The following is a 25,959-nucleotide window of genomic DNA, read 5'->3' on the forward strand; positions in this document are numbered from 1 at the left end:
ACTCAGGAAAATCTTGTCAAGATGTCTCAATCAATGTTCAACAAGCAAAGACCATCCATAAGAGGATCGTCCGCAGTTGCTGCTCAAGAGCAAGAAAGTGCAGCAGCGTTACGCCCCGTGAAGCGTCTCTTGCGGCGGTTTTCGCCTTACTGGTTGCTCTGTATTCCCTTAGTTGCTTTAATTCTAGTGATCACAGACGGGGCGGCTTATGCGCAACACGCCCTTGATCTCGAAGAAATAGATATGAGTGATCCCGAAGTCGTGAAAGGGATTCTCGATACGGTTTTCATCTTTTTCTGTGCCGTCCTCGTAATCTTCATGAATGCGGGGTTTGGGATGCTGGAAACGGGGTTCTGTCGCCAGAAAAACGCGGTTAATATCCTGTCTAAAAACTTAATTGTGTTTGGAATTGCCGTGATTGCCTACTGGGCGATTGGATTTGCTTTCATGTACGGGACAGGAAGTGCCTTTATGGGGTTTGCCGGATTTTTCCTCTCTAGTAGTGATCCCGAAACTTACGGGTTAAGTGCCTTTCCTGGCGGTTTACCCATTTCCGTCTCCTTCTTATTCCAGGTAGCCTTTGCAGCCACCGCCGCCACCATTGTCTCCGGGGCAGTAGCAGAACGGATTAAGTTTGTGGATTTCTTAATTTTTTCCTTTCTGTTAACTGCTATCTCTTACCCCATCACTGGCCATTGGGTTTGGGGGGGCGGAATCCTTTCCTCTATGCCCTTTTTAGGGGAAGATGTCGGGTTTCATGACTTTGCCGGATCAACCGTGGTTCACTCTGTCGGAGGTTGGGCCGCGTTAATGGGGGCTGCCTTTGTCGGTCCTCGTCTCGGCAAATACAGCGAAGATGGCAAAATTAACGCCATTCCCGGTCACAATATGAGTATTGCCACCTTGGGGTGTTTAATTCTCTGGATTGGCTGGTATGGCTTTAATCCGGGTTCGGAATTAGCGGCCACTCCCAATATTACTTATATTGCCATGACCACCACCTTGGCCGCTGCGTCGGGCGGTGTGGCTTCCACCTTCACCTCTTGGGTGAAGGATGGGAAACCGGACTTGTCCATGATTATTAACGGCATTCTCGCGGGGTTAGTGGGGATTACTGCCGGATGTGATGCGATTCCCTACTGGGGGGCTGTGGTGACAGGTGCGATCGCAGGAATAATTGTAGTCTTCTCCGTCTCCATCATCGACTCTATCAAAATTGATGATCCCGTCGGGGCTACCTCGGTTCACCTCGTCTGCGGGATTTGGGGAACAATCGCCGTCGCCCTCTTTGGCGGTGCAAACTTCCTCGCCCAAATCCTCGGCATTCTCACCATTGGCGGGTTTACCGTTGTCTTCACCTCTATTGTTTGGCTGATTCTAAAAGCCGTTCTCGGCCTGCGCGTCACCGATGAAAACGAGTTTGAAGGCTTAGACATCGCCGAACACGGCATGGAAGCCTACAACGGCTTTGTCACCGAAACCGATACCTTTACCGCTAGAAGTTCCGTTGGCATCAGTGGAAGTAGTGATGTAGCTGGGTCTGAAACCTAACGGGCCAGTTTCCCACACTCAAAAATCTCTCTGAAACCACCTACCTTTTCGCTATAGAATGTTGGGAGTCATCCCCGTCTTCGTGTAAAGGTAGGTTTTTTCTCTATTGTTTAAGTATCCCCGTGTCTTCTCCCTCTAAACATTCTCTGAGTTGGTCGTTACTGTCCATTTTGATCAATGGACTCCTGATCTTAGTCGTTGCCCATCTCTGGCAACGCAAGCAACCCGTCTCTCAAGTCGCCCTAGCCAACTTCTCCGGGTTGTCCATGCAGTTATTAGCCAAAACTCCCTTTTCTGAAGAAAATGCCTTTGGGACCCGGCAACGCCTCACCTACGAACAATGGCGCGAACTTTTAGCCCAAGAGGCAGCCATTGCGGCCCGAGATCAACCGGATAATCTAGCGGTTTTGTTGGGAGACTCCATCACCCTCTGGTTTTCCAGAAATTACCTCCCCCCCCATCAAACATGGCTCAATCAGGGCATTTCCGGGGAAAAGACCATGGGGTTATTACGTCGGTTAGAGTTTCTCGATGAGACGGACCCCCAGGTTATTTTTATTATGATTGGCATTAATGACATTCTCTGGGATGTGGAAGATGCCACACTTTTAAGTAATTATCGCCTCATTATCCGTTATTTAAAGACTGTTCACCCGGACACAGAAATTGTCATCCAGTCCATCCTCCCCCACGCAGGAGAACAAGCGACCTGGGAAGGAAAAGAGCGTCTTTTGGCGAACCCAAACACACGCATTCAGCGACTCAACCGGGAGTTAAAGACGATGGCGGATGAGGAAAATGTGTTATTTCTCAATTTATATCCTCTGTTTGCGGATGAACAGGGGGCGTTAAAGTTAGAGTTAACGACGGATGGGTTACATTTGAATGGAGAGGGGTATGAGGTGTGGTCAACGGCGTTACAGTTGTTTAGTGATTTAGTGTTTAAGGCGGAGTCTTAATGGGTCGGCGTAAAATCTAAAATAGCAGTAGCAGTAGGGTGGGTTACGCTGTCGCGCTTCGCACCAAAAGCCCGAAATCCCTATCGCTTCACCCAACCTACGTTAATGTACCCAATTTGGTGTCTCACACCCGATTAACCGAAACCTTGGGTTGAAACCCAAGGCTCATAGCTCAAGTCGGCTCAAGCCGACTCATTCCTATCCGGTGTAGGATTCTTGCATTAATTTGTGTTCTCTCAATCCGTAAAAACGGGTTTTTGCTCTCAGCCTTGAGGTTTAACCCAAAGTTCAGTTTCACTGCAATTCCTTTAATTTCGCTTTGGCGTTGATTAACAGGTCTTGAGCTTTATTGTAGGCGGTTGTGCCGGGTTTGACTTTCTCTAACTGATTGATAATCCCTTGGAGATCGGCGGCCATGCGGTTGGTGGTTGCAGTATCGGGGTTATTGGGGACAGAACTTAATAATCTTTGGATTTGCTCTTGGGCTGTCTCTAAGGCTTGGACAGACTCCCGTTCGGCGGTTTCTCGGAGGCGAATTTCGCTCAAGTTGGTTTGATATTGAGCCATTAAATTTTGGGCTTCTACATAACCCGCTTTGTTGTCTGAGGAGACTTGTTTTAATTGTTTAATGGCTTCCTCCCAGAGGATGGCAATTTCTCTCCATTTAGAGGCGGGATGGGGTGGGTTTTGGCTGAGTTGGGCGGCCTGCATGGCGTAGGCTTTGGCAGCACTGACAAAGGTGGAGGTGGTTTGGGTGTTGGCCGCAACGCCGACGACTTCTTGGAAGTCCCGTTGATGGGCTTGGAGTTGCTGCTGGGCCGATTGCCCGGCGAAGGTTTGTGGGGGGAGTTGGGCGAATTGATCGATCGCGGTTTGCCATTTTGCGATCGCTGCTTGTTTTGCTTCTTCACTGCCCGCCGTCTGATACGTTTGTTTGGCTTGGGTGAGGGCGGTTTCAGCTTCTTGCAGTTGGGTTAACGCATTACTTTCCTGAAAAACTTGCGCCTCCATACGCCCCACTTGTTTCCGGGCCTGTTCAAATTCATCCACGGTAAACCGCCAAGTACATCCAAATAAAGTACAGTAGGTCTTAGGTTCATAGCCCAAAAACCACACAGGCAAGGCATCTAAATGATCTTGGGCTTGGGTAACTTTTTCGGCCCCTAGTTCAATATCGGCGGCACTGGTGGCTTGATTAATCAGTTGATCTGCTTGTTCAACTTTGGCAATTGCACCCCGATAATTCCGATCCATACTCAAGAAACTGGGCAATAATACAAGGGGCGCAACATTGGCCACTGGCCGACGAATGGGAGGATAAGGCAAATTTGCCACCCACAGAAGCCCCACTGCCCCTAAAACACCAATTGCCCCCCATTTGAACTGCCATCCTAACCCTGATGGACGATTGGCTTTTGCCGCTTTCTCAATCACTTTCGGGTCAAACTGGGGAAACATATCCTGCACGGTTTGTTGCAATTCTGCTTTCTGGGCATAATCTCCCGATTGTTGACGGAGTTTGGCCAAACGTTTGAGGACAATTTTTAGTTGTACGTCGCTTCCCATTTTGTCTTGGGCTGCACAACGTTTGGCTTCTTCGAGGAGGATTTTATAAGCGCGATCACTAAGACGAGGCATGGCTGTTTAGTGGGAATTTCTGTATAATCAACAATCGTTTTTCATTATTTTATCTCATTCTTTCGTCAAGTGGAAAACTACCCCGACAGTTAAGATGTTTTGACTAACATATTGACCTAAAAAAGACAACATTTTGTCAATTCTTTCCTTAACATCTTTAGGGGATGTTTTTCGTCCACTAAACAACTCATTCTGTTCTTTATAAAATTTCTCAATATTTTTCGTAATGATAGACTTATTCTCAATTAGTTTAGATTTTCTCACATCGTCCCATCTCCTACGTCTTTGAAAGTCAGGGTCTAATTTATACTTACCACTTTCTATCATACTAATGATAGACTCAAGAGGATATCTCGCTTGTTCCGTAACAATACGACGTTTTCCTTGAATATATTTCTCATTAATTTCATGGCTATTAGAAACTTTGGATTGATGATTATTTTGATAGTTTGGAGATGAATTAAATTCAATTTTTTCTCCTTCTAATAGTTTGATGTTCATAAAACTATAGGTAAAATAATATTTTGGATACTTTTTAATAGTATAACATTGGCATACGAAATGCCATCTCTCGCTAGAGAAGGTACGACCAACTGAATCTATAATAGAAAAAATGCGGACAGATTGCCCGCATTTCTTATTAGACTCTGTAGCCAGAGAAACCTTAACCCAGTAACTCAACGGCACGCTTAACGAAACCTTCGGCAGTAATACCATTAATAGACATCACTGCACCTGCACTAGATGCCGTTTCGCCGCGCTTCCAAGCGAACGTATCTCGCGGGCAACTGCTGCGTAACATGACGGGTTCTAACATGGCACTAGAGCCACCTGTCACGCCGATTAAGGCATCTCCGGCGAACAATTGGTTAAATTCGTCATCGCTGAGGAAACCGCCGTCAGGCTCGGCACAAGTCTCCCAGGCGGTGTCGGTGGGACGGTAGAGACGACGGGGACTGATCAGAGAAACCACTTTTGAACCAATGCCTTGGGCTTTTAATTGTTCGGCTGCTTCTAAGCTGGGAATTAAGGTCATATCCCCGACAACGGCAAAGACAACGGTTTTATCTCCGGGGGTTTCTTGTAACACAAACGCGCCCTTTTCTAACCCTTGGCGGGTTTGATCTAAGGTGCTACGAATAGGTAACGGAGACTTAGAGGCAGTGATCGTAACGCCTTTATTTTTTGTGCCTAATGCCCACTCATAACAAGCCTGAATACTATTGGCATCACAAGGGAATAAGGGGAACACATTGCCATTGCGCATCATGGCCGCGAAATAGTTTTCAATTTCCGGGCGTTGGTGCGTCCAACCGTTGCGGCCTTGTTCTAATGCCCCGGCGGTGAATAAAGTAACAGTGGAAGGGGTGGGGCGGCGTAATTCAGCCATGGCCTGGGTTACGGTTTGCCAGATGGGGAGGCCGTTGATGGCGAAAGATTCGTAGGAACACCACAAGGTCCGTGCGCCATACAAGGCTAAACTAGCGGCTGTTCCCGCACAAGCGTCTTCGCTGAGGGGTTCATAGACTTGCCCTTGGGGTTGTTGGTGATAGGTTTCGTCGGGGGTGGGGTGGAGGATGTTTAAGCCGATGTTGACGTTGTTAATGCCGGAGGCGGCGTTTCCGTCGGCGTTGGTGATCAGGAAGTCGGGATCATTTTGCCCCACATGGACGATGAGTTCTCCCATGGCCGTTGTGGCGACTTTTTTCTCGCCACCGACGGGGTGTTCGGTGAGGGGGAGTTGGCCTAAGTCGGGGAGGGGCCGTTCTTTTTCGGTGGTGATGATTTCTACTGCGGGGCCTCCTGCGGCACGGACGTAGTTATTGCGGATTAATTCCCAGGCTTGGGGGGTTAAGGCGCGTTGTTTGAGGGCTTTGACGATATAATCTTTTTCTACGGTGTCGCCAGCGTAGAGGTTGTGGGCTTGGGCCCCGCGTTTGTGGACTCCTGCGCCTTTGAGTTGTTTGACGATGAGGACGGTGAGATGTCCGTCTAGGGCGGCTTTGGCGGCGCGATCGCAGGTATCAATTAACACCCGCATAAATTCCATCCGCTTCTCGAAGGAAAAGAGGGTAGTATCGACGTAATCGCTGGCTTGGTTTGCGTCGTCAAAGTCTTTGGCATCTACGAGGAAGATTTCTTTAAACCCATTGCCTCCCCAATATTCGATCATTTCGTCGTTGGTTTTGGTGGACACCATGCTGTGGTGTTCTTGGGAATACCCATTCCAGACTAGGACGGGTAAGAAGTTGGTGACGTTGGGGAAGGCGGTGTTAAAGTGGGCAATACTGCTCATCACGTAGGGTTCGCCAATCCCTCCATCGCCGATGGTGACGGGGTATAATGTGCCGGGGTTTAATTTGGCCCCTGCCATGGCAAAATGTTGGCCTTGGCCCAGAGGCCCCGCCGGGTTGAGGAGGCCGGGGATTTGGCCGGAGAGGTGGCCCAGGAGGCCGTGGGTTTCCCGGAAGCGATCGCGCAACTGTTGCACCGTTTCAATCCCCATTTTTTCTAGGGAACGGTCGAGAAAGACATTACTATAAAAGCCAGGGGCGTGGTGTCCCACTTCCGTGACAATGTTTTTATAGCCTAGCATTACTAACGCTGCGATCGTGTCCGCAATACTGGCAAACCCCCCAGGGTGTCCAGAGGCTTTACTCGCGGTAATTTGTAAGGTTAAATAACGTAATGCGTCCGCAGCGAGCAAGGTTTGATAAACTGCATTATTATCTCCAGGAGAAATCGCGGTTTGTCCTTGGGGAATTGCGGGGGTTTGTCCGTATTCGTCAAATCCCGGTAAACTGTCGGCAAAGTATTGGATGCCTTGACAAAAGGCAGGGGTTGCGGTAGCAACAGTCATGCTGATGTTTCCTCTTGATTGTCTTGACCAATGTTAAATAAATCTTACAAGTTGCACGGATACAGAGGAAACTTATCCTAAGAGTGAAATATTTAATTTTTCTTTTTTTGCCCTCCTTGGGTATTGTGATCCTATAAAGGCGAATGAATGCAGTTTGCTTTGTGAAGTTTGATGAAGTCCAAGGAAGGGGGTTATTGTTGCCGCTTCCTCCCCTTGGAAGCTGTCATGTTTCAATTTAACCTTCTACCGATACCGCGTTGGGTGATCGGTGTCTTACAACGACTACAACCCTTATTTTTCCCGTTTTCAACCATGCTTTTTCGTGATCGCCAGGATGCTGGACAGAAACTCGGCCAACAGTTACGCTCCTATGCACAACAGGAGGATGTGTTAGTGTTGGGATTAGCGCGGGGAGGTGTTCCTGTGGCAGTGGAAGTCGCCCAACAGTTACAAGTTCCCGTTGATGCGTTTATTGTGCGTAAGTTAGGGTTGCCTGGACATTCGGAAATGGCTATGGGTGCGATCGCATCCGGAGGCATCCGCGTTTTAAATGAAGCGTTAGTCGAACAACAAAAGATTTCCCAGGCACAAATTCAAGAAGTTGTCAACCAAGAACAGGCCGAATTAACCCGACGGGAGAACTTATATTACGGAGAAGACGGCCTACAAGAAATCCAAAACCGTACCATCATATTAGTTGATGACGGCATCGCCACCGGAGCAACCATGCACGTTGCTGCCTTAGCCTTACGACAAAAGAACCCTAAAAAGATTATAGCCGCCATTCCCCTCTGTGCGCCCCAAACCGCCACCCCAGATCATCTCGGAGTGGATGAAGTCGTGTGTTTAGAAACCCCGGACCCTCTGCGGGCCATTAGTCTCTGGTATGAGAAATTTGAACAGGTGAGTGATGAAGAAGTGCAACAGTTACTCCAAGAGGGTAGTTCTGTTGAAAGATAATTCATGAATTGACTTAAATCAACCCGCTTGAAAAATTTGCTGTGCGGTTAACGCTAAATCTGGGAAAGCCCAAGACTCAATCCTTTCATTATCCCGAAATTGCGTGACTTCATACTCTCCATTAACCCGTTTATAAACTGAAATCGTCGGAGATTTAGGATTCCCAATAAAACGTCTGCCTCCTAACCCCAAATAATCCACAATCCAATATTCCGGAATCCCCATTAATTCGTAATCTCCCACCTTCCTCAAATAATCATTCTGCCAGTTCTGACTCACCACTTCCACCACTAACCGCACCGAATTTCCTAGGGTAATAACAGACTCCCTTTGCCAACGGGGTTCTTGGTTTAATTTCTCTTGATCTAAAACAATCACATCCGGTTGATAACCTGATTCATCATCTAGGGGTTTCAAGAGACAGTCACCAGGGATAGAGTAGGGTAATTCGTAACGGTCAATTTGAACCGCCAACTTTAAGTTAATCAACCCGGTAATATTGGAATGCGCTCCAGTTCCTAACGGCATTTCAACAATATTCCCATTATGTAACTCATATTTACAAGTGGCATTTTCTGGATACCAAGCCACAAATTCATCAAAGGAGATCGGTTGAGCAATCGTCTGAGTCATGGTTCTCCTTCCCAACTGGATTCACTCTATACTAGAATAACCAATAATGATTAATTGAAAGACAAGAACCTTGGATGAAAATCCAAGGCTCAAAGCCAAAACCCTTTAATTGGGCTAATTCAGAATATAAGCGTGAATCCAACGGGTGAAAGTCGCCCTAGGCGAGGCTTTAGACCCAAAATTTTTTGGTAAATCCAGAATATGGAGGTAAGCGGGCTCGAACCGCTGACGTCCTGCTTGCAAAGCAGGTGCTCTACCAACTGAGCTATACCCCCGAATTGCATTCCCTAATTCATTCAATTTGGGAAACCCGTTTAAAATTTCTCTAAAACTAGGAGGGCTTTTTTAAACGCGCATTTGCTATTATACACTACACATCAGAAATGTCTAGCATTTTTTAAAAATTTCTTTTTTATCCCAGACGCAAACCCACTCAAACCGCCATGACGCTAGTTGTTGCCACGTTTTATAAATTTGTCCATCTCCCGGATTTCCAGGAGAAACAGACCCCCCTCACGGAGTTTTGCCAAGACCAGGAGATTAAGGGGACTATTCTCCTTGCCGAAGAAGGCATCAATGGCACGATCGCGGGGTCTCGGTCAAACATCGACGCAGTGCTGGCCTATTTGCGCTCTGACCCCCGTTTGGCGGACTTAACCCCCAAAGAATCCTCCGCCAAAACCCCTCCCTTTGCCCGCTTAAAGGTGCGTCTCAAGCGGGAAATTGTCACCTTGGGAGTTTCCGACGCAAACCCCACCCAACAAGTGGGTCAATACGTCCCCCCCAAGGACTGGAATGCGTTAATTCGTGACCCCGATGTAGTGGTGATTGATACCCGCAATGACTACGAGGTGAAGATTGGCACATTTCGCGGGGCCAAAAATCCCCAGACCCACTCCTTTCGGGAGTTTCCCGACTATGTAAACGAGACTCTCAACCCCCAACACCCGCAAAAGGTGGCCATGTTTTGTACTGGGGGAATTCGTTGTGAGAAAGCGACCTCTTACCTATTGCGTCAGGGGTTTCAGGAGGTGTATCACTTACAAGGGGGAATTCTCAAGTATTTAGAAGAAGTTCCAGAGGAGGAAAGTTTATGGGACGGAGACTGTTTTGTCTTTGATGAACGGGTTGCGGTGAAACATGGGTTAAAACCGGGGGAGTATGACCTATGTTTGAGTTGCGGTCATCCCATTTCACAAGAGGATCAACAATCGCCGTATTATGAGGAGGGGATTGCTTGTCCTTACTGTTCCGAGAGCTTAACCCCGGACAAGCGATCGCGTCAAGCCGAGAAGCTCAAACAACGGAAACTAGCCGCAAACCGCCAAAATCCCCTAACCTGATAGGGTGAGAGTCAACGAGTCATCCATGAATAGTGTCTTTTCTCCCTTACAACGATTTCTCCTGACCTGGTTATTAGTGTTATTAGTGGGTTGGGGAACTGCGATCGCATTAGGATATGTGGGAGAATTGATCAGCATTCTCCTCGCATCTGCATTAATCACCTTTTTACTCAACTATCCCGTCTCCCTGCTTAAATTTGCCCTCCCCCGGCCCGTGGCCGCAGTCTGCGTCTATCTCGTTGCGGCCATTCTCGTCATTTTCCTCGCATTAACCCTCATTCCCCCCGTCTTTAACCAAGGTCGTCAACTCATCCTCCGTTTACCCGACTTACTCGAAGAAGGACAACAACAACTGGTGGAGTTACAAACCTGGAGTGTCACCCACAACTTCCCCATCAATGTCCAGTGGTTAACCGGACAACTCCTCGGACGCATTCAAACCCAAGTCGAAGCGATCGCCAAAAGTGGGTTTGGGTTAGTCATTGGGACTTTTAGCTGGTTTCTCGACTTTATTTTAATCCTCGTCCTCTCCTTTTATATGCTTATCGACGGAGAAAGACTATGGGGGACCTTAATTTTCTTCCTCACCCCCAAAATCAAAGAAGAATTAACCCAATCCTTACGTAAAAACTTACAACGCTTCGTCACAGGACAATTAATTTTAGGCTTATTCATGGCCACCACCTTATCCTTTGCCTTTCGTTTCCTCGATGTCCCCTTTTTCCTTCTCTTTGCCGTCTTTATCGGTTTAATGGAAATCATCCCCTTTATTGGGGCAACATTAGGCATCAGTACCGTGGTCATTATCGTGACTTTTATTGATGGTTGGTTAGCTGTACAAGTGTTAGGTGTCTCGCTCATTTTGCAGCAAATTAAAGATAACTTAGTCGCCCCTAGAATTATGGGCAACTTAACCGGATTATCCCCCGTCATCATTCTCTCTGCACTCTTACTAGGTGCGAAAATTGGTGGATTATTAGGCGTAATTTTAGCCATTCCTTTAACGGGAGTTGTTAAGAGTTTACTAGATATCGTTCTCGATCCCAATTTACCTCCCCAGACCGGATCATTTTTCTATAACCCACTAAAAGCAAAACAATTAAATGGCAGTCAGGAGGAAGTCAACAATTAAATTGATGACAATCTTAAAAAGTGATATAATAATGAATTATGCTGTATTTAATAAAGTTAATCTGACTGAGAATACGAGTCAACTAAAGTATCAACTAATTTGATGACCAAAATTGTATTTGGTAAAAAAATTAGAAAGCAGTTACCTAAACGAGGTTGGACAGAAGAATTAATAAAACAGTTAGTTCTTAATCCATATCATGTAAAACCAACATTAGATCAAAGATGGATGCCAGATGGTTCAAAAAACAATGATCCCGCAACTAAATATTATCGTCAGGATGGCAACTATGTTGTAGTGAATGATCGGACTGGTGATATTGTTCAGGTTAGTAATATTTTTGATCCACAATGGATTGATCCATCTTCTAATGAATAATTACCATAAATTATAAACATCGAGGTATGTTAGCAAATTAATCTCTTAACTCAAACAAAGGAATTAATTATGGAGACCACACAAACCTTAATTCATAAATATAAAGAGATAGGATTTTGGAAAGCAGGAGAACTTCTCCTAAAACCCAAAAATGCCCTTCAACTCATTACTGAATTAGAACAAAGAAGAATACAAATTTTTGGTGTTGACTTGTGGTATCTACAAGAGAACGGAATAGTAGAAGACCCAAACTCCCTTGATTTAAGTTCTATTACAGATGCGAAAGAAAGTGCAAAAATCGCCAAAGACTTTATTCAATTCCACTTACCTCAATGGGTCATATTTGTCTCCCTAGTTATTGATGACTAAAACCAAAAACTCCCTCTCCGTGTCCTCTGTGTTTCTGTGGTTCAACAAAAACTTATTGCTTCCTTGCTAATGTTAACCCATCTGCAATTGGAACTAAACTTATTGACACCCGATCATCCTGATACACTTTATCATTAAAACTCCGAATGGCCTGAGTACGGTTATCATCCACCGTCTCATCCGCAACTCGTCCCGACCATAACACATTATCCACCGCAACTAACCCCCCCGGACGCAATAACTGTAAACAGCGTTCATAATAGTTCTCATAATTGCGCTTATCTGCATCAATAAAGGCAAAATCAAAGGTTTCTGTTTCTCCTGCGGCAATTAATTCATCAAGGGTATCTAACGCAGGGGCAATGCGTAAATCAATTTTATCTGCGACGTTTGCTTGTTGCCAATAGCGACGGGCAATTTCTGTTTTTTCTTCATCAATATCACACCCGACAACTTTCCCCTCTGGAGGCAATGCTAAGGCAACTACTAAGGCACTATATCCCGTAAATACACCAATATCTAATGTTTTCTTAGCCTTCATTAATTGTACTAATAATGCCATAAATTGACCCTGTTCTGGGGCAATTTGCATTTGGGACATGGGCAGTTGGGCGGTTTCTTCTCGTAACTGTTTTAAAATGTCCGGTTCACGTAAGGAAACCGCTTGTAGATAATGGTGTAATGAGTCATCTAAACCGAGTGTTTTTTTAGTCATAAGTGGGGGATCTGAATTCTAGTTATTTGTTAGGCATTGAACCACAAAGACACAAAGAACACAAAGAGAGAGGAAAAGCAAGTAAATCCCTTCTCCATTAAATGTCCAATACTTTCCCCCGTAACCCTCTCGGAGACTCTACCCCATAACGATTTAACAAGGTGGGTAAAATATCGTACAATGTTGCCCCTTCTAGGCGTTTCCCTCTGCCTGGGTTTTTGGGGTCAGTAAATATCATTAATCCTTGGGGGGCATGGTTGGCATCATCGGGGCCGGTATCATTTTCTTGGGTATAAAGAGACGACACCCCTACTGTCCCGACGGAACGCCAGGCCATGTCTTGAAAATAAACAATTAAGTCGGGGGCAATACCGCGAACGCGACGATAAATTTGTTGGGGTTTAAATGCTTTGACTCCTAATGGTTGGCCATGGGGGTCTGTGAGAGATTCTAAGCGTTCGGCTAGGGCATTGCGTTCTTTTTCGTAGTCTATTAAGGGAATAATACCTTGGGGTTCTCTCCCTTGGACGTTCATGAAAATGCGTCCATAATATCCTCCGGCCCCCCAAACTTTGGTTTGAGTCCAGTCCACTGCTGCGTTTTCTAGGGACTGGGGAGAGGTGGGGGGGGTTTTCAGGGCTAAATATCCGTTTTCATAAAGCCACTGGTTGAGGCAAAAGCCTCCCATTAAGGGTTGTCCTCCGTGGTCTGATACGACTAAGACGGTTGTATCTTCGCCGCAATAGTTCAGCAATTGCCCAATGCAGTTGTCGATATGGCGATAATAGTCATAAATGGCATTTTGAAAGGGGGAGTCGGGGACATGGAGGGGGTGGCGACTGTCCATGTGTTTCCAGAGGGCGTGATGTAGGCGGTCAACTCCCATTTCTACGAAGGTGAGGAGGTCGGGTTGATATTCGTCGAGGAGATAGGCCGCAAGACTGAAGGTTTGGTTACAGAGTTGATAGATGTCCCCTAGGATGCGCTTTTTGTCGAGGGAACGGAAGTTGGGGACATCAAAGAGATAACGGTCAAAAATGTTGGTAATGGCGGCTTTTAAACCGAGGGGGTGGGTAAAGTCTGCGTCGGTGTTGGGGGTGAGGAAACTGGAGACTAAGACCCCGTTGACCAGTTGGGGGGGATAGGTTCCTGGAACGCCTAAAACGGCGACTTTCCAGCCTGCATCGCCTAAGATATTCCAGAGTCGGGGAACTTTGACGAAGCTGCCGTTGGCAATGGCCATTTTCTCATAACTGCGATCGATGCGATTACGAAACCCATAAATCCCTAATTCTCCGGGGTCTCGGCCACTCATCATACAATTCCATGCGGGGACGGTAATGGCTGGGATACAACTGTCTAATGTTCCGTAGGTCCCTTGCTGCATTAATTTGGAGAGGTTGGGCAAGTCTTCTCGCCAACGGTCAAACAGCAGGGAGGGTTCGGCGCAGTCTAAACCAATGATAATTAATTTAGGAGGCATATTTTTGGTTCTTAGTTCTTGGTTCTTGGTTCTTGGTTCTTGGTGTTCCCCTATCTCCGCTATTTCCCAAAATTGGGGTCTCACAAGACGCGATTATCCCACAATAATTTATCTAAGAGGAAGTTATCTAAGTCTTCAAAGCTGGTGGCATAGGTGATGGTGGGGTCTTCATAACCTTTGAGATGGACAATATGTTGCTCGAAGCGTTCTTGGACTTTGGGGATTTCTGATAAATAGTTGTAGGTCGTCTCTCCTAGGGCCACATCGCGTTTAATTTGTTTGGTACAAGATTCGAGGCGAAAGGCGGTGTTTACGGTGTCTCCAATGGCGGTATAATCGGGGCGATCGCTCGTTCCGGTATTCCCGACCATGGCATATCCGGTGTTAATCCCGGCCCCAATGTGTAATTCAAAGGGGAGGGGATACCGAGACCCTAAATCATAACTCATTTTATTCAAATCACTAATGGCCTGGAAAATTTGCACTACTTCTTCTTTGGCAATGCTATCCTCTCCATGAAACCAAATGGCCATCACTGCATCTCCGATATATTTATCCACCCAACTCCCGGACTCTCGAATAATATGTCCTGCTTGCTGAAACCAACCGCCAATCATTTCTGAGAGCATTTTATCGTTGAGGGTGCGGGCAATAATGGTAAAGTTCCGAATATCCACGACCATCACGGACATTAAGCGACGGACATGGAGGGCGGCGGTTGGGGTTTCCTGATGATCTTGTCCGGAGTCGGAGGATTTTGGGTCTTTATTCGGATAGCGAAAAATTAATTCTGTTTGTCCGAAGGTGATGCGGTCTGAGTCTCGCAGGGTGGTGGGGACACTCACCCGACGGCCATTGACAAATGTGCCGTTGCGACTTCCTAAGTCGATGAGGTAAAACTTGCCGGACTCGGTACATTGCAGCATGGCATGATTTCGTGATATCCAGCGATCGGGTATCACGAAGTTATTATCGTCACTGCGGCCCATAGTCCAATTATTACTTCCGACGAGGGGAAGGTAACGATTGCCGTGGAGGGTTCGCAAAATTAAATAGGGGGTGAGTCCCGAATTCATCACGGGAAATTTCTAAGGGGGAGCAAGTCAACAGTACATCATTCGCTTTCTATGTTAAATGCAAACTGAAAAATCCCGTTAAAGGGGGGTAAGCAGCAGGCCAAGAGATGGTCAAGCTCAAACTTCTGTTTTTTCAGGTTGGGAGGGATTTTGGGTTAAGACTCGTCGCAGGACTCCGTTAATAAACCGCACTCCTTCGTCATCGGAGTAGCGTTTGGCTAATTCTACGGCCTCGTTAATGGCGACTTTATCGGGAATATCTAAGAAAAAGATTTCGGCGACGGCTACGGCCAGAATATTCCGGTCAATGAGGGGGACTCGTTGCCATTGCCAATCGACTAGGGCCGCTTCTAACATTCCCTGAATCTCTTTCTGTCGCCGTTTCACGGTTCCGATTAATTCTAGGGCATATTCCCGCACTTTCGGTTCTGTGGACAGGTGGATGAGTTCGGGAAAGTCAATGGCGGCCCCAAGACGGTTGATGGCGGTTTGGGTCATTTCCAATCCTTCTTTTAAGAAAGCGCGAGAACTGGCCAGATCACTGGTGCGAAATTCACTGCTAATTAAGCGATCGCTCCCCCGTGAAACCTCTGTTCCTGCGGTTTCTAAGGCTTCTCGCACTTCCGCCGCTAAGGTGCGAATGGCGGCTAATACTAAGTCATGGAGGGTCTGTTCTTTGAGTTTTTCCGGGTTTCCACTAATCTGACTTAACCCCAGTAAGGCTAATTCACGGGCAACCCGACGCGGTTTTTGGCGAGAAGGCATAATTTGGTAATTGGTAATTAGTAATTGGTTCTTTGGACAACTTTAAAATTATCCACTCTCCATTCTCCATTCTCCATTCTCCATTCTCCATTCTCCATTCTCCATTCTCCACTATCTACCCTTCTTCAATTTCAATAGATAGGGTTTGACGGGGTTCGGGCTGGACTTCGGGGTGTTCTCCTTCGACAGAGACGGGTTCGTATGTTGGCCCTGACTTAGTTAGGTTAATGGGAACAGATGTGGATTGGGAGGGACGGGGGTCTGGGGGAGAAATGGTTTTAGGACTGACAATTCCTCCGGAAATTAACACCTTAAACGCATCCTCAATAGAAATTGCTAAATTAATAACTTCTGTTTCTGGAACAATTGCATACCAACCCGATGTAGGGTTAGGAGTGGTGGGAATAAAAACACTCAGCATCGGTTCAGATAAATGTGCCTGTAAAGGGGCCGTTAATTGTCCCGTTACAAACCCTAAACTCCAAACTCCTCGTCTGGGATATTCCAGCATCACCACTCGGCGAAATTTGCTTTTGGAGTCTTGTAGGAGGGTTTCTAAAATTTGCTTGAGGGTTTTATAAATTGACCCGGCGAGGGGGATCCCCTGTAGAATACGTTCCCCCACTTCTAGCAACCAACGCCCCACAATATTACGGGCCATTAACCCGATTAACAAGATAAAAATTAGGGGGACGGCAAACCCAACCGATAGGTTAATGAGGTTCACTAAAATGGGATGCAGGCCAGGAAACGGGTTCAGTTGTTTAGGAATTTCCGTTAGAAAACTGATCACCCACCGCGCAATAGTAAAGGTCAACCAGATGGTTGTTGCTAAAGGAATAACAACTAACAACCCTGCGATTAAGTCGTTTTTCAGGTCTTGCTTAAACCGTTGGAGCACCGATTGCTGCTTCTCCTTGACAACTGAGATAAATAATGGTGAAGAAAAATTGCCAGTTTTTGCCCTTGAGTGGCTCAAGTTCTGTCAAAATCCTTCATCTTAGTCTTCATCATATCTTAACAAATTTTGAGTTTTTTTCTATTGACTCACTACCCATGACCCATTACCCCCCAATTCCCAATTGCCCAGCTAAACTGGGGTTGAGGGGGATGAGGGTGGCTAACATGAGGAATAAGGCCAAGAGTCCTAATGCGGCCCTGGTGTCATCGGGTTCGGTTAACTCGTTGAGACTGGGGCGTTCTAGGTCTCGTTGTAAAAAGAGGATTAAAATGCCCCAGTAGAGGGGGATGGGGTTGGAGGGGTTGAAGATGGCGATGATGCCGAGGACAACGAGGGTGGCGACGGTGGTGCGACGGGCGATTTTGCGACCGTAGATGGCTTGAATAATGCGGCCTCCGTCGAGTTGTCCGGCGGGCATGAGGTTTAAGGCGGTGATCACTAAGCCTAACCAGCCTATGGTAGTTAAGGGGTGAATATCCACGATTTTATCCTCTAGGGATGAGCCGAGGATGACTTTGGCCATAGTGCCAACGAGGATGGAACTTTGGAAAAATTCGGTGGGAAGTTGAAAGAGACTGCCGGAGTGGGAGAGGAGGAGGCCGAGTATGAGGAGGAGGAGGGAGACTAGACCACTGAGGGCGGGTCCTGCAATGGCTATGTCAAATAAGGCGGTTCGATGGGGTAATAAGGACTCAAAGCGAGTGATAGCCCCAAAGGACCCAATTTGCCAACTGGGGATGAGATAGGGGAAACTGAGGCGGACATTGTAGCGGTTGGCGTACCACCAATGACCTCCCTCATGGGCGGCTAAAATGAGCCAGAGTCCGGCTGCAATGGGGAGGGGTTCGGCATAGCGGCCTAGGTTGCTAAACCAGTCAAACCCTAGCAGCATGGCGGCGGCTTCGATACTGGTGGCGATGGTGGCCACGAGGAGAACGAGGGCGAGGTTTTTTTGGGCTAAGGTGGAGGGTTTCGGGTCGTTACTACTGGGGAGAACGATGACGACGGGACGGTTTTCGGGACTCTCTACGAGGAATAAACGGTATTTGTCGCCTAGTTTCGTTTGGAGTTGGGTGGAGAGTTTTTGGTGAACGGTTTCCGGGTCGCCGCGTAAGTTCCCTTTAAAAATCGCGCCTTCTTGGTAGGAGATAGTTTCGGTGGTAAAGAAGGTGTCGATGCCGAAGATGCCTTTAATTTGCTCTAGGTCTTCGTTGGGAATGGGGATGACATCGGGGTCGGTGTTGCTGGTTTGGGCGGTGTCGGGGGCGGTTTTGGGTTCGTCGTCCTGTTGTTGGGCCAAGCGTTGGGCGGCTTGTTCCCGTAACATTTCTTCTTGTCCGGCTTGGCGGAGACGGTTGCCGAGGAAAATATAGAGGCCGGAGGACACGACTAAGAGGAGGATCATGCCGATGAGACTAATATAAATCCCTAGGGAGAGAAGGCCAAAAAAGAGTAACCAGGGGGTTATGAGGATGACTGACTGTAGCCAGGCGAGGAGTCCTAATTTGCCGTAGGGTCTGGCTCGATTGTACCCCCACAGGAGGAAACCGAGGGCGACTAGGACAAGGGCAATGGTTGGGAAGGCGGGTGAGTTGTTTAACATAGGGGGTTAACGTTCAAGGGTTTGCAGGGCGGTTCTCAGGTTGCCTCGATGGTTGGTGAGGAGTTCTTCCCCTTGTTCTTGGGAAACGCCACCCCAGTGCATGAGGAGGGCGAGTTTGACTCGTTTCCCACTGTGTTTGAGGAGGGTGTCGGCGGCATCTCGACTGAGTTGGGTTAAGTCTTGGAGGATGCGGAGGGCGCGATCGCGCAATTTACTGTTGGTGACGGCCACATCAATCATCCGGTTGCCATACACTTTCCCCAGTTTGACCATTACTCCGGTAGAAAGGATATTTAAGGCCATTTTGGTGGCCGTTCCGGCTTTGAGACGGGTTGATCCCGCTAAAATTTCTGGGCCGACGATTAAGCGAATATCCACATCTACATCTACGGGGACTTGGGAGGCGGGAACACAGGCGATAAAGATGGTCATGGCCCCGCGATCGCGGGCTTCGGCTAAGGCCCCGTGAACATAGGGGGTTGTGCCTCCGGCTGTGATGCCAACGACGACATCTTCTTGGGAAATGGCGCGATCGCGGATGGCTTGGGCCCCGTCGTCCACGCGGTCTTCTAATCCTTCGGAACTGCGCACTAAAGCCGCTTCTCCCCCGGCAATAATCGCTTGGACTAATTCCGGGGGAGTACAGAAGGTGGGGGGACATTCCGCCGCATCGAGTACCCCTAACCGTCCACTGGTCCCGGCCCCTACGTAGAATAACCGTCCTCCCCGTCGGAGGGAAGAACTGGTAATCTCAATGGCTTGAGCTAGGGCGGTTTTCGCTTCTGCGATGGCCGCTAACGTTTGCTGATCTTCTTGGTTAAAGAGTTCGACCAACTCGACGCTATTGAGTTGATCAAGGGTTTGGCTATGGGGATTAATCTGCTCAGTGAGCAAATGCCCTCTAGAGTCTATATTGATCATATTGTCGGTTAATCACCGGAACATACGCCTCGAACTTACTATAATAACCCTTCTAGCCAACGGCGTTTCGCTTCGAGTTCATCTTCTGAGAGATCGGCGTTTTCCGTGGACTCTGGGGAGGGGGAAGCGGGGGGAGAACTGCCTTCTTCACCATTCCAAAGGGGTTCTTCGACGTTACTTTCCGGGGGAAGGGTGAGTTCTCCAGTCGAGACTAATTCCGCTTCGTAGCCGGCCTCTTGACAGAATTCTTCAATTTCTTCGGCTGGGAATCCCTCAACGGAGGGGGCAGGAAAGTCTTGGGCTTCCAACATGAGGGCGTAACGAGTCGCGTCGTCTTCTGACTCGAACATCAAGACTTTATTGCGATCGCCAATTTGCAGGGAGTGAATGCCTTCATTGGCGGTCCCCGCATTGATTAAGAGAACAAAAACTCGTTTCGGTGCAAGCATACTCGCCAATTAAATTTTTATTTTATCTTCTGTTTTCAGGATATCGGATTTGGGGGTTGGTTGTTGTTTGTGAATAGGGAACAGGGAACAGTAACCAGTAAACAGTAAACAGGGAACAGGGAACAGTAAACAAGGAACAGTTGGTTCTTTGTTCTCCCCCATCTCCCCCATCTCCCGACTCCCGACTCCTGACTCCCAACTCCCGACTCCCGACTCCCAACTCCCCTATCAACTAACTACCTTCCCATACCGGGCTACACAATCCTCCTGTCCAGCTTCTCGTTCTAACCAAGCCCAGAGTTGATCCCCTAGGGAAAAGTGCCACCATTCGTAGGGATGTTGGCGAAATCCGGCGGTTTTCATGACGTTTGATAAAATTTGTCGATTTTGGTGATAAAAGGCTTCTGGGGCGGTTTGAGCGTCTTTGTAGTGATCGGGGTGCGATCGCTCGGAAAGTTCGTCAATTTCTCCCCCCATATCCACCAACTGTCCGGTTTCATCCAGCAAGGTGACATCGACAGCAGCCCCGGTACTATGGGGAGGAGGAGTAGTGGGATCACTCGTCGGAATAGCCCAAAATTGCTGCACTTCTTCCCAGAGTTTTTCCCGTTGGGTGGGGGATAAGTCGGCCTCGTTGAGATTATGCTGTTTTAGCAGGGAATGAAAGCTATAGTCCACCATAAACTGTTGCACAGAAAGGGGACGGAAGGCATCAAATAAATGGATTTTCCAGCCAAAATGCTCTTGTTGCAGGTCCTCTTGAGCCTTGAGGAGAGCGTCTAAAACGCTTTGCCGGAGGAAGTAGGGCGAATGACCCTCATAATCTGCCCCCAGTTTAGCGTAGGGATGGGGGGATTCGAGGGAAAACTTTTCTAGGGGAATTTCGACTAGGGGTTCATGGTTTTCTTGAATGGGAATCGTGTGATAGGGTTTCATAGCTTATATATTGGGAAATTTTATAGCTTTAGTTCTTATTGTGCCGTTTTTCGGGAATGGGTGGCACGGGATCATATCCACCTGCACTGAAGGGATGACAGCGTAAAATACGCCATAAGGCTAACCCACTGCCTCGAATGATCCCAAATCGCGCGATCGCATCTAGGGCATACTGGGAACAAGTGGGATGAAAGCGACAAGTGGGGGGAAATAAAGGGGAAATCAAGCGTTGATAAGCGCGAATCAACCCCATTAAAATGCGTTTCATAGATTTCTGGGATCAATCATTGATAATGTTATTGTAAGCCTAGTTGCTCGTTTTCTCAGTTACAAGGAAATCCGGTGAATATTGAAATTCCTATCCAGGTAATGGCCGTCCTCTCTCTCTCCTCATCCCAAATCCAAGCAGGAATGGTGGCGGCCTATTTAGGGCTTTTATTAATTATTGCAGAAGGGGCAGGCCGTTTTTTTAAAACTGAACCGGAGTTAACCCGCAAAATTGTCCATATTGGGTCCGGGAATGTTTTACTGTTAGCCTGGGGATTGAATATTCCCAGTTGGGTGGCCGTGGATGCGTCAATTGTGGCAGCCCTAGTGGCTTTATTATCTTATTTTGTACCAATTTTGCCCAGTATTAACAGTGTAGGCCGTCAAAGTTTAGGGACGTTTTTCTATGCGGTAAGTATTGGGGTGTTGACAGGGTGGTTTTTCCCGGTGGAGTTACCTCAGTTTGCAGTGATTGGCATTTTGGTGATGGCCTGGGGGGATGGCCTTGCTGCGGTGGTGGGCCAACATTGGGGCCGACATAAGTATCAGTTGGGGAGGAATAAAAAAAGTTGGGAAGGATCGGGGACAATGTTTTTGGTGAGTGGGTTGGTGGTATTGTTAGTTTTATGGGGAGTGTATGGGTTGAGTTTGTCAGTGGTGGGAATTGCTGTGGTAGTCGGTGCAATAGCCACGTTTCTCGAAGCCTTTTCTCTCCTCGGTATTGATAATCTTACTGTACCGTTAGGTAGTGCGCTTTTAGCTTTTTATTTCTGTCAGGTATTCTTGGGATCATAACCATACTGGACAAAGATTGTAACTTTAAATACTTAGAATCAGGTGTAACTACTGGAGTTGCTGTAATTAATCGTTCCGCAATTTTTTCAATCACCGGAATTACAACACTATTTCCTAATAAGTCAAAAGCAATGTCAGGAGAATAATTAATCTGATAATCTTCCGGAAACCCAAAGAGTCTTAACCCTTCCCGAATCGTTAGATTTCGTAATCCATCTCCATCGACGACTGCTCAACGATTCATATCAGTGGCCAGTAAGGTAGGTGTAATTTCATTAGGGTGTAAAATTTTGTTGATCTCAAAACTCAATTTTCCGACAACAATATTATATCCTTTGGGAAGATCAGTGCGGGGTTGACGCTTTTTGACTAATTTTCCATCTGCATTTTTGACCTCAACTAAATCTTTAGTTTGATCTCAGAAGTCAATACACAACAAGTTTTGATTCCTTGTTGATGACCAGCATTTTCTAACCCAATTCGCCTTCCTCCTAGTCCTGCAAATAAATCAATAAATTTGATAACTCGACTCATAGTTATATAAATGTTTTGGGGATTCTTTTCTATATTACAATCTTAGAATAAGATTTAATTAAGCTATTTCAAAATAGACTGGTCAGGCCGTTTAACTTATAATTAAGCCTTGAAATTGTTAAACCGATCGCCCATTGCCTATAATAGAAACTTTAACACCACCCTCACCCCTCCCCCACCATGAACAAACTCCGTCAACTCATCCCCCAAAATGAAAAAACTGCCCGCATTGGGGCATTTTACCAACAGCAGATCATCCCTTGGTTGGATGTGTTGGCCCTGTTTCTCTGGGGGACCCTATTTATCCGCTATCGTTTCACCGGGGAATTACGGCTTTTAATCCATCCCAACTATTTTAATTTAGTTCTGGCGGCGGGACTGGTCTTTTTGGCCATGAGTGGGATGCGTCTAGGCCATCTCCTGCAAAATAAACAAATTCAACTCCCCCAAGGTCAACATATCACCCTTTTCCCCCCTGGGTTTGGGACGGGGTTATTAACTCTAGTGGCTATTTTGGCCTTTATTATCCCCCCCAGAGTCCTCACCAGTGAAGTGGCCCTACAACGGGGAGTCCGAGAGTCTCTCCCGGTGACGCAAGTGGAAACCCAAACCTTTTACACCGATGTGAAACCGGAAGAACGGAATTTGGTGGAATGGGTGCGGACGTTGAATGCTTATCCTGAACCGGATGCGTATAGTGAACTTCCGGTGGATGTGACGGGGTTTGTGATTCATCTCCCCAATTTACCGGAAGATTATTTATTTTTAGCCCGTTTTGTGATTACTTGTTGTGCGGTGGATGCGTCTCCGGTGGGGTTTCCGGTGTTGTTACCGTCCACGCGAGATCAGTTCCCCCAAGATACTTGGTTAGAGGTGCAAGGGGAAATGATGACCGCGAGTTTAGATGGGGAACGTCGTTTAGTCATTCAAGCGACGGATATTAAGAAAATTCCCACCCCGGATGATCCCTATGCGTTTTAATTCAATTGTTCACTCCTGCTCTCACACCATGAAACTCAGTAAATTATCTTTTCCCCTTTACCCGATTGATCGAACGTCCATTATGGTGGTTTTCACGTTAATGGTAATGATTCTCCTCGTTTTATTAGGGGGGGATTTTTGCAGTGAAAATCGCTGTTTAATCCCTACGGGACCGAGGGTACGGGGATTCACTTGGAAGAATCAAACGATTAATGCGAAAGATCGGGCATTTCTCCTCGAGTTTAGCCGTCCTATGGATCGGGATACGGTGGAAGAAAATTTAAAAATTAAGCTCACCGATCAGCCCGATGTTGACAATCCTTTACCTGGTAAAATTAGCTGGATTGGACGACGAATGGCTTATACGTTGAATGATCCAGCCCCTTATGGGAATAGTTATACCTTGGAGTTGACGGGAGCGAAAGAGAATTTTCAAGGACAAAGGGAGGGAGATACCATTATTCCTTTTACGGGAGCGTTTAGAACCCCGGATCGGATTTTTGGTTATATTGGCTTAGAACGAGAGGAACGGGGACGTTTGGTGCTGTATAATTTAACACAACAAGAGAAGAAAATTCTCACCCCGAATGATTTAATTGTGACGGAGTTTGAACCCTATGCGGGGGGAGAATCTATTTTATTTAGTGCGACGGAAAGGCAACAAACCAAAGATGGGGTTTTAGAGCAGAAACTCTATAAGGTGAGTACGGGGTTATCGAAGCGAGATGGGCAAAAAACGGATTCGGAAGCTGTTCCGGGCAGAGTGGAGTTGGTGTTAGATAATGAGGAGTATCGCAATTTAAAGTTTGATTTGTCAGAAGATGGGAAAACGATTGTTGTTCAACGGGTAAATCGAGATGATCCACAGGATTTAGGGTTATGGATTATTCAGAATAATGGCAAGGCTAAACCGTTAGAAAATCAACCTGGAGGGGTGTTTAAAATTGCGCCAGATAGTCAAACTATTGCCAGTACCCAAGGGGAAGGAATTGCCCTGTTATCCCTTGAACCGGGGGCTGAACCGTTGGAGTTTTTAGCCCAGTTTGGAATGGTGTTAACGTTTTCCCCTGATGGAAGTTCGGCAGTTATGGTGGATTTTAATAAGAATAATCCTGATAAACTTTATACTCGTTCTCTCTATTTAGTAAATAATCAAGGGGGGAAAGAGTTGATTTTAGATACTCAAGGATCGGTGATTAGTTGTGAGTTTGCTCCGGGGGGAGAGCAATTGTACTGTTTGCTGACGAATTTAATTGAGGATGTGGAGTATGTGGAACAACCGTATATTGCGATTATTGATTTAGAGGAAAAAGAGGAAATTCCTTTAATTACGTTACCGGATTATCAGGATATTCATATTAGTTTGGCCCCGGATGGGTTGGGGTTATTGTTTGACCAAATTACCACTGATCCTGATGCGGAGGAAGAACATACTTTAAAAACCAATGCAGGAGAAGCGATCGCAAGTGGTCAATTATGGTTATTAATCCCCCCAGATCAACTCCTGTCGGAGAATGAAGGACAACCCCCAGAACTAGAAGAACTCCCCTTTGTGGGGTTTTCTCCCCAGTGGATACCCTAAAACTACATTTTGGGGGGTTAAACCTGTTAAAAACGGGTTAAGTAACCCAAGCTATCATTTTGTTGGGTTGGGTTACTACTACTACTGATGATCTGTTACAGGAGAGTTTACTGCATAAAATGTGCATTTTGTCAAATCGACTCCCCGAAAAATAGGTCATCGACTGTCTTCAATTAAGGGGGTTGTGGGGAGTGACTTGACGATAGCATGGGAGTTTGGGGGGTATTTTAGAAAATTGGATATAATACCCCTTTGGATTTTAATTTTTTGTCAAGGGGCCTTTATGCTAGCAAACGCCGTGGCCTCGTTGCCATTTTTTTGAGTTAATTTTTGTAAATTTGGGGATTTTATACTGATATCTGATTGTTTAATTTGGTTTTGATAATTTAGGATTATCAAATAGGAGTGGGTGGAGGAGTTTTGGAAATAGAGCGTTTGAGGGAATGTTCACCCAACGTATTTTAAATATTTTCATAGGTTGGATAGACGAAGGAAACCCAACGTTATTTCACCTATTGTTTTGTTGGGTTACGCTGTCGCTTCACCCAACCTACTACTTATTTTCTATTGGTTAAGAATTAGGACTATTTCGGATATCGTCTAGAGGAGAATTCGGTTCATTTGAGTTTGGTCGTGAACTTGGTTGATTTTCTTCTTCATCAGGGTAAAATTCGATGGAAAACTTAGCTCGGCATTTTCCTTTTTGCCATCCTTTTCCGTCATCGGTTAAAATTTTACAGTCAATTCCCTCTTCTAGAAAATTAATTGCACTTTTTTGATTACGTACACTGTGTTTTATATGATTTTTCATTGCTTCAATAACTTCATCAGCTTGATAAGTTGCTGAAAGTTCTGACTCTAGCTGCCAGAACCAGTAAGCATTGTGGTTTCTATCTTTTGCCGACTCATGGGTTCGTGTAATAATTATTGCTTCAGAGTTAACCGTTCGATATTGATTAGACATTCCATGTTTTTGAGTTCTTTTTTAAAGAATTTACCATTGATTGTTTTGTTATGCAATAGGGTTCAAAAAATATTTTAACGCCATACTTTCTCTTTTTTTATTAT

26 protein-coding genes, 1 tRNA gene and 1 pseudogene are annotated in these 25,959 nt (G+C 46.4%); 10 read left to right on the top strand and 18 right to left on the bottom strand.

Features of this window, described 5'->3' with window-relative positions; genetic code table 11:
- Nucleotides 1-33: 33 nt before the first annotated feature.
- Both PN462_RS09805 and PN462_RS09810 read left to right on the top strand, forming a co-directional pair.
- Nucleotides 34-1,551 (top strand): ammonium transporter, encoded by a 1,518-nt coding sequence (locus PN462_RS09805; protein WP_272127970.1) that lies wholly within the window; start codon nt 34-36, stop codon nt 1,549-1,551.
- Between the two features lie 122 nt (nt 1,552-1,673).
- Nucleotides 1,674-2,510, top strand: a complete 837-nt coding sequence (locus tag PN462_RS09810; RefSeq protein WP_272127972.1) for a GDSL-type esterase/lipase family protein — start codon at nt 1,674-1,676, stop codon at nt 2,508-2,510.
- Between the two features lie 294 nt (nt 2,511-2,804).
- On the opposite strand, the gene PN462_RS09815 is transcribed toward PN462_RS09810, so the two are convergent.
- The 3 genes from PN462_RS09815 to PN462_RS09825 all read right to left on the bottom strand — a co-directional run bounded on the left by PN462_RS09815 (nt 2,805) and on the right by PN462_RS09825 (nt 7,008).
- Nucleotides 2,805-4,148, bottom strand: a complete 1,344-nt coding sequence (locus PN462_RS09815; protein WP_272127974.1) for a hypothetical protein — start codon at nt 4,146-4,148, stop codon at nt 2,805-2,807.
- 54 nt (nt 4,149-4,202) lie between these two features.
- Entirely contained in the window at nt 4,203-4,649 is a 447-nt protein-coding gene (locus tag PN462_RS09820; RefSeq protein ID WP_272127975.1) for a hypothetical protein, read from the bottom strand.
- A 163-nt stretch (nt 4,650-4,812) separates the two neighbouring features.
- Nucleotides 4,813-7,008, bottom strand: a complete 2,196-nt coding sequence (locus tag PN462_RS09825; RefSeq protein ID WP_272127976.1) for a phosphoketolase — start codon at nt 7,006-7,008, stop codon at nt 4,813-4,815.
- Between the two features lie 225 nt (nt 7,009-7,233).
- Between PN462_RS09825 and PN462_RS09830 the strand changes: the two genes are divergently transcribed.
- On the top strand, nt 7,234-7,968 hold the full coding sequence (locus tag PN462_RS09830) for a phosphoribosyltransferase (protein ID WP_272127977.1): 735 nt from the start codon (nt 7,234-7,236) through the stop codon (nt 7,966-7,968).
- An 18-nt stretch (nt 7,969-7,986) separates the two neighbouring features.
- Here the strand turns inward: PN462_RS09830 and PN462_RS09835 are convergent, their stop codons facing one another.
- Both PN462_RS09835 and PN462_RS09840 read right to left on the bottom strand, forming a co-directional pair.
- A complete protein-coding gene (locus PN462_RS09835; RefSeq protein ID WP_272127978.1) occupies nt 7,987-8,601 on the bottom strand; it encodes a Uma2 family endonuclease in 615 nt (204 codons plus the stop codon).
- 202 nt (nt 8,602-8,803) lie between these two features.
- A tRNA-Ala gene (locus PN462_RS09840) sits at nt 8,804-8,876 on the bottom strand.
- A 168-nt stretch (nt 8,877-9,044) separates the two neighbouring features.
- Here PN462_RS09840 and trhO point away from each other — a divergent pair.
- The 4 genes from trhO (at nt 9,045) to PN462_RS09860 (ending at nt 11,823) form a co-directional block, all read left to right on the top strand.
- Nucleotides 9,045-9,944, top strand: a complete 900-nt coding sequence (gene trhO / locus PN462_RS09845; RefSeq protein ID WP_272127979.1) for an oxygen-dependent tRNA uridine(34) hydroxylase TrhO — start codon at nt 9,045-9,047, stop codon at nt 9,942-9,944.
- A 25-nt stretch (nt 9,945-9,969) separates the two neighbouring features.
- Entirely contained in the window at nt 9,970-11,076 is a 1,107-nt protein-coding gene (locus PN462_RS09850) for an AI-2E family transporter (RefSeq protein WP_272127980.1), read from the top strand.
- A gap of 102 nt (nt 11,077-11,178) precedes the next feature.
- A complete protein-coding gene (locus PN462_RS09855; protein ID WP_272127981.1) occupies nt 11,179-11,454 on the top strand; it encodes a colicin E5-related ribonuclease in 276 nt (91 codons plus the stop codon).
- A 69-nt stretch (nt 11,455-11,523) separates the two neighbouring features.
- On the top strand, nt 11,524-11,823 hold the full coding sequence (locus tag PN462_RS09860; protein ID WP_272127982.1) for a hypothetical protein: 300 nt from the start codon (nt 11,524-11,526) through the stop codon (nt 11,821-11,823).
- A gap of 52 nt (nt 11,824-11,875) precedes the next feature.
- Here the strand turns inward: PN462_RS09860 and PN462_RS09865 are convergent, their stop codons facing one another.
- From PN462_RS09865 to yidD, 10 genes are all read right to left on the bottom strand, one after another.
- Nucleotides 11,876-12,538 carry a class I SAM-dependent methyltransferase gene (locus PN462_RS09865; RefSeq protein ID WP_272127983.1) on the bottom strand — a complete coding sequence of 221 codons (663 nt, stop codon included), beginning with the start codon at nt 12,536-12,538 and terminating at the stop codon, nt 11,876-11,878.
- Between the two features lie 97 nt (nt 12,539-12,635).
- Complete coding sequence (locus PN462_RS09870) at nt 12,636-14,021, bottom strand: alkaline phosphatase family protein (protein WP_272127984.1); 1,386 nt, start codon at nt 14,019-14,021, stop codon at nt 12,636-12,638.
- Nucleotides 14,022-14,101: 80 nt separating this feature from the next.
- Nucleotides 14,102-15,097, bottom strand: coding sequence for an adenylate/guanylate cyclase domain-containing protein (locus PN462_RS09875; RefSeq protein WP_272128042.1), 996 nt, complete (start codon nt 15,095-15,097; stop codon nt 14,102-14,104).
- A 117-nt stretch (nt 15,098-15,214) separates the two neighbouring features.
- Nucleotides 15,215-15,862: a transcription antitermination factor NusB gene (nusB, locus tag PN462_RS09880; protein ID WP_272127985.1), complete on the bottom strand. Its 648-nt coding sequence runs from the start codon at nt 15,860-15,862 to the stop codon at nt 15,215-15,217.
- A gap of 115 nt (nt 15,863-15,977) precedes the next feature.
- Nucleotides 15,978-16,763, bottom strand: coding sequence for a DUF502 domain-containing protein (locus PN462_RS09885; protein WP_272127986.1), 786 nt, complete (start codon nt 16,761-16,763; stop codon nt 15,978-15,980).
- A gap of 163 nt (nt 16,764-16,926) precedes the next feature.
- Nucleotides 16,927-18,426 carry a site-2 protease family protein gene (locus tag PN462_RS09890; RefSeq protein WP_272127987.1) on the bottom strand — a complete coding sequence of 500 codons (1,500 nt, stop codon included), beginning with the start codon at nt 18,424-18,426 and terminating at the stop codon, nt 16,927-16,929.
- Nucleotides 18,427-18,432: 6 nt separating this feature from the next.
- Entirely contained in the window at nt 18,433-19,347 is a 915-nt protein-coding gene (murQ, locus tag PN462_RS09895; protein ID WP_272127988.1) for an N-acetylmuramic acid 6-phosphate etherase, read from the bottom strand.
- A gap of 38 nt (nt 19,348-19,385) precedes the next feature.
- The gene (locus PN462_RS09900; RefSeq protein WP_272127989.1) at nt 19,386-19,796 is read right to left on the bottom strand and encodes a DUF3110 domain-containing protein; all 411 of its coding nucleotides are present in this window, start codon (nt 19,794-19,796) and stop codon (nt 19,386-19,388) included.
- A 228-nt stretch (nt 19,797-20,024) separates the two neighbouring features.
- The gene (locus PN462_RS09905) at nt 20,025-20,732 is read right to left on the bottom strand and encodes a M15 family metallopeptidase (RefSeq protein WP_272127990.1); all 708 of its coding nucleotides are present in this window, start codon (nt 20,730-20,732) and stop codon (nt 20,025-20,027) included.
- 28 nt (nt 20,733-20,760) lie between these two features.
- Nucleotides 20,761-21,000 carry a membrane protein insertion efficiency factor YidD gene (yidD, locus tag PN462_RS09910; protein ID WP_272127991.1) on the bottom strand — a complete coding sequence of 80 codons (240 nt, stop codon included), beginning with the start codon at nt 20,998-21,000 and terminating at the stop codon, nt 20,761-20,763.
- Between the two features lie 101 nt (nt 21,001-21,101).
- Between yidD and PN462_RS09915 the strand changes: the two genes are divergently transcribed.
- Entirely contained in the window at nt 21,102-21,794 is a 693-nt protein-coding gene (locus PN462_RS09915) for a diacylglycerol/polyprenol kinase family protein (protein WP_443029132.1), read from the top strand.
- Here PN462_RS09915 and PN462_RS23500 read toward each other — a convergent pair.
- Both PN462_RS23500 and PN462_RS09920 read right to left on the bottom strand, forming a co-directional pair.
- Nucleotides 21,730-21,999 (bottom strand): annotated as a pseudogene (locus PN462_RS23500) (DNA cytosine methyltransferase); the annotation flags it as partial. The gene PN462_RS09915 and the pseudogene PN462_RS23500 overlap by 65 nt on opposite strands.
- A 194-nt stretch (nt 22,000-22,193) precedes the next feature.
- Nucleotides 22,194-22,328: a DNA cytosine methyltransferase gene (locus PN462_RS09920; protein WP_272127993.1), complete on the bottom strand. Its 135-nt coding sequence runs from the start codon at nt 22,326-22,328 to the stop codon at nt 22,194-22,196.
- 180 nt (nt 22,329-22,508) lie between these two features.
- On the opposite strand from PN462_RS09920, the gene PN462_RS09925 reads away from it, so the two are divergent.
- Both PN462_RS09925 and PN462_RS09930 read left to right on the top strand, forming a co-directional pair.
- Nucleotides 22,509-23,309 carry a TIGR03943 family putative permease subunit gene (locus PN462_RS09925; protein WP_272127994.1) on the top strand — a complete coding sequence of 267 codons (801 nt, stop codon included), beginning with the start codon at nt 22,509-22,511 and terminating at the stop codon, nt 23,307-23,309.
- A gap of 82 nt (nt 23,310-23,391) precedes the next feature.
- The gene (locus PN462_RS09930) at nt 23,392-24,891 is read left to right on the top strand and encodes an Ig-like domain-containing protein (RefSeq protein WP_272127995.1); all 1,500 of its coding nucleotides are present in this window, start codon (nt 23,392-23,394) and stop codon (nt 24,889-24,891) included.
- A gap of 571 nt (nt 24,892-25,462) precedes the next feature.
- Here the strand turns inward: PN462_RS09930 and PN462_RS09935 are convergent.
- Entirely contained in the window at nt 25,463-25,855 is a 393-nt protein-coding gene (locus PN462_RS09935; protein ID WP_272127996.1) for a KGK domain-containing protein, read from the bottom strand.
- Nucleotides 25,856-25,959: the final 104 nt, after the last annotated feature.

Origin of the sequence: Spirulina sp. CS-785/01 (assembly GCF_028330525.1) — a bacterium.
In the GTDB taxonomy this organism is placed as follows: domain Bacteria; phylum Cyanobacteriota; class Cyanobacteriia; order Cyanobacteriales; family Spirulinaceae; genus JAQMSD01.

What these genes read in the sequence shown, in the direction of transcription:
- PN462_RS09805 (WP_272127970.1), top strand. Translation starts at nt 34, where the DNA reads ATGTTCAACAAGCAAAGACCATCCATAAGAGGATCGTCCGCAGTTGCT.
- PN462_RS09815 (WP_272127974.1), bottom strand. Translation starts at nt 4,148, where the DNA reads ATGCCTCGTCTTAGTGATCGCGCTTATAAAATCCTCCTCGAAGAAGCC.
- PN462_RS09820 (WP_272127975.1), bottom strand. Translation starts at nt 4,649, where the DNA reads ATGAACATCAAACTATTAGAAGGAGAAAAAATTGAATTTAATTCATCT.
- PN462_RS09825 (WP_272127976.1), bottom strand. Translation starts at nt 7,008, where the DNA reads ATGACTGTTGCTACCGCAACCCCTGCCTTTTGTCAAGGCATCCAATAC.
- PN462_RS09830 (WP_272127977.1), top strand. Translation starts at nt 7,234, where the DNA reads ATGTTTCAATTTAACCTTCTACCGATACCGCGTTGGGTGATCGGTGTC.
- PN462_RS09835 (WP_272127978.1), bottom strand. Translation starts at nt 8,601, where the DNA reads ATGACTCAGACGATTGCTCAACCGATCTCCTTTGATGAATTTGTGGCT.
- trhO (WP_272127979.1), top strand. Translation starts at nt 9,045, where the DNA reads ATGACGCTAGTTGTTGCCACGTTTTATAAATTTGTCCATCTCCCGGAT.
- PN462_RS09850 (WP_272127980.1), top strand. Translation starts at nt 9,970, where the DNA reads ATGAATAGTGTCTTTTCTCCCTTACAACGATTTCTCCTGACCTGGTTA.
- PN462_RS09855 (WP_272127981.1), top strand. Translation starts at nt 11,179, where the DNA reads ATGACCAAAATTGTATTTGGTAAAAAAATTAGAAAGCAGTTACCTAAA.
- PN462_RS09860 (WP_272127982.1), top strand. Translation starts at nt 11,524, where the DNA reads ATGGAGACCACACAAACCTTAATTCATAAATATAAAGAGATAGGATTT.
- PN462_RS09865 (WP_272127983.1), bottom strand. Translation starts at nt 12,538, where the DNA reads ATGACTAAAAAAACACTCGGTTTAGATGACTCATTACACCATTATCTA.
- PN462_RS09870 (WP_272127984.1), bottom strand. Translation starts at nt 14,021, where the DNA reads ATGCCTCCTAAATTAATTATCATTGGTTTAGACTGCGCCGAACCCTCC.
- PN462_RS09875 (WP_272128042.1), bottom strand. Translation starts at nt 15,097, where the DNA reads ATGAATTCGGGACTCACCCCCTATTTAATTTTGCGAACCCTCCACGGC.
- nusB (WP_272127985.1), bottom strand. Translation starts at nt 15,862, where the DNA reads ATGCCTTCTCGCCAAAAACCGCGTCGGGTTGCCCGTGAATTAGCCTTA.
- PN462_RS09890 (WP_272127987.1), bottom strand. Translation starts at nt 18,426, where the DNA reads ATGTTAAACAACTCACCCGCCTTCCCAACCATTGCCCTTGTCCTAGTC.
- murQ (WP_272127988.1), bottom strand. Translation starts at nt 19,347, where the DNA reads ATGATCAATATAGACTCTAGAGGGCATTTGCTCACTGAGCAGATTAAT.
- PN462_RS09900 (WP_272127989.1), bottom strand. Translation starts at nt 19,796, where the DNA reads ATGCTTGCACCGAAACGAGTTTTTGTTCTCTTAATCAATGCGGGGACC.
- PN462_RS09905 (WP_272127990.1), bottom strand. Translation starts at nt 20,732, where the DNA reads ATGAAACCCTATCACACGATTCCCATTCAAGAAAACCATGAACCCCTA.
- yidD (WP_272127991.1), bottom strand. Translation starts at nt 21,000, where the DNA reads ATGAAACGCATTTTAATGGGGTTGATTCGCGCTTATCAACGCTTGATT.
- PN462_RS09915 (WP_443029132.1), top strand. Translation starts at nt 21,102, where the DNA reads ATGGCCGTCCTCTCTCTCTCCTCATCCCAAATCCAAGCAGGAATGGTG.
- PN462_RS09920 (WP_272127993.1), bottom strand. Translation starts at nt 22,328, where the DNA reads ATGAGTCGAGTTATCAAATTTATTGATTTATTTGCAGGACTAGGAGGA.
- PN462_RS09925 (WP_272127994.1), top strand. Translation starts at nt 22,509, where the DNA reads ATGAACAAACTCCGTCAACTCATCCCCCAAAATGAAAAAACTGCCCGC.
- PN462_RS09930 (WP_272127995.1), top strand. Translation starts at nt 23,392, where the DNA reads ATGGTGGTTTTCACGTTAATGGTAATGATTCTCCTCGTTTTATTAGGG.
- PN462_RS09935 (WP_272127996.1), bottom strand. Translation starts at nt 25,855, where the DNA reads ATGTCTAATCAATATCGAACGGTTAACTCTGAAGCAATAATTATTACA.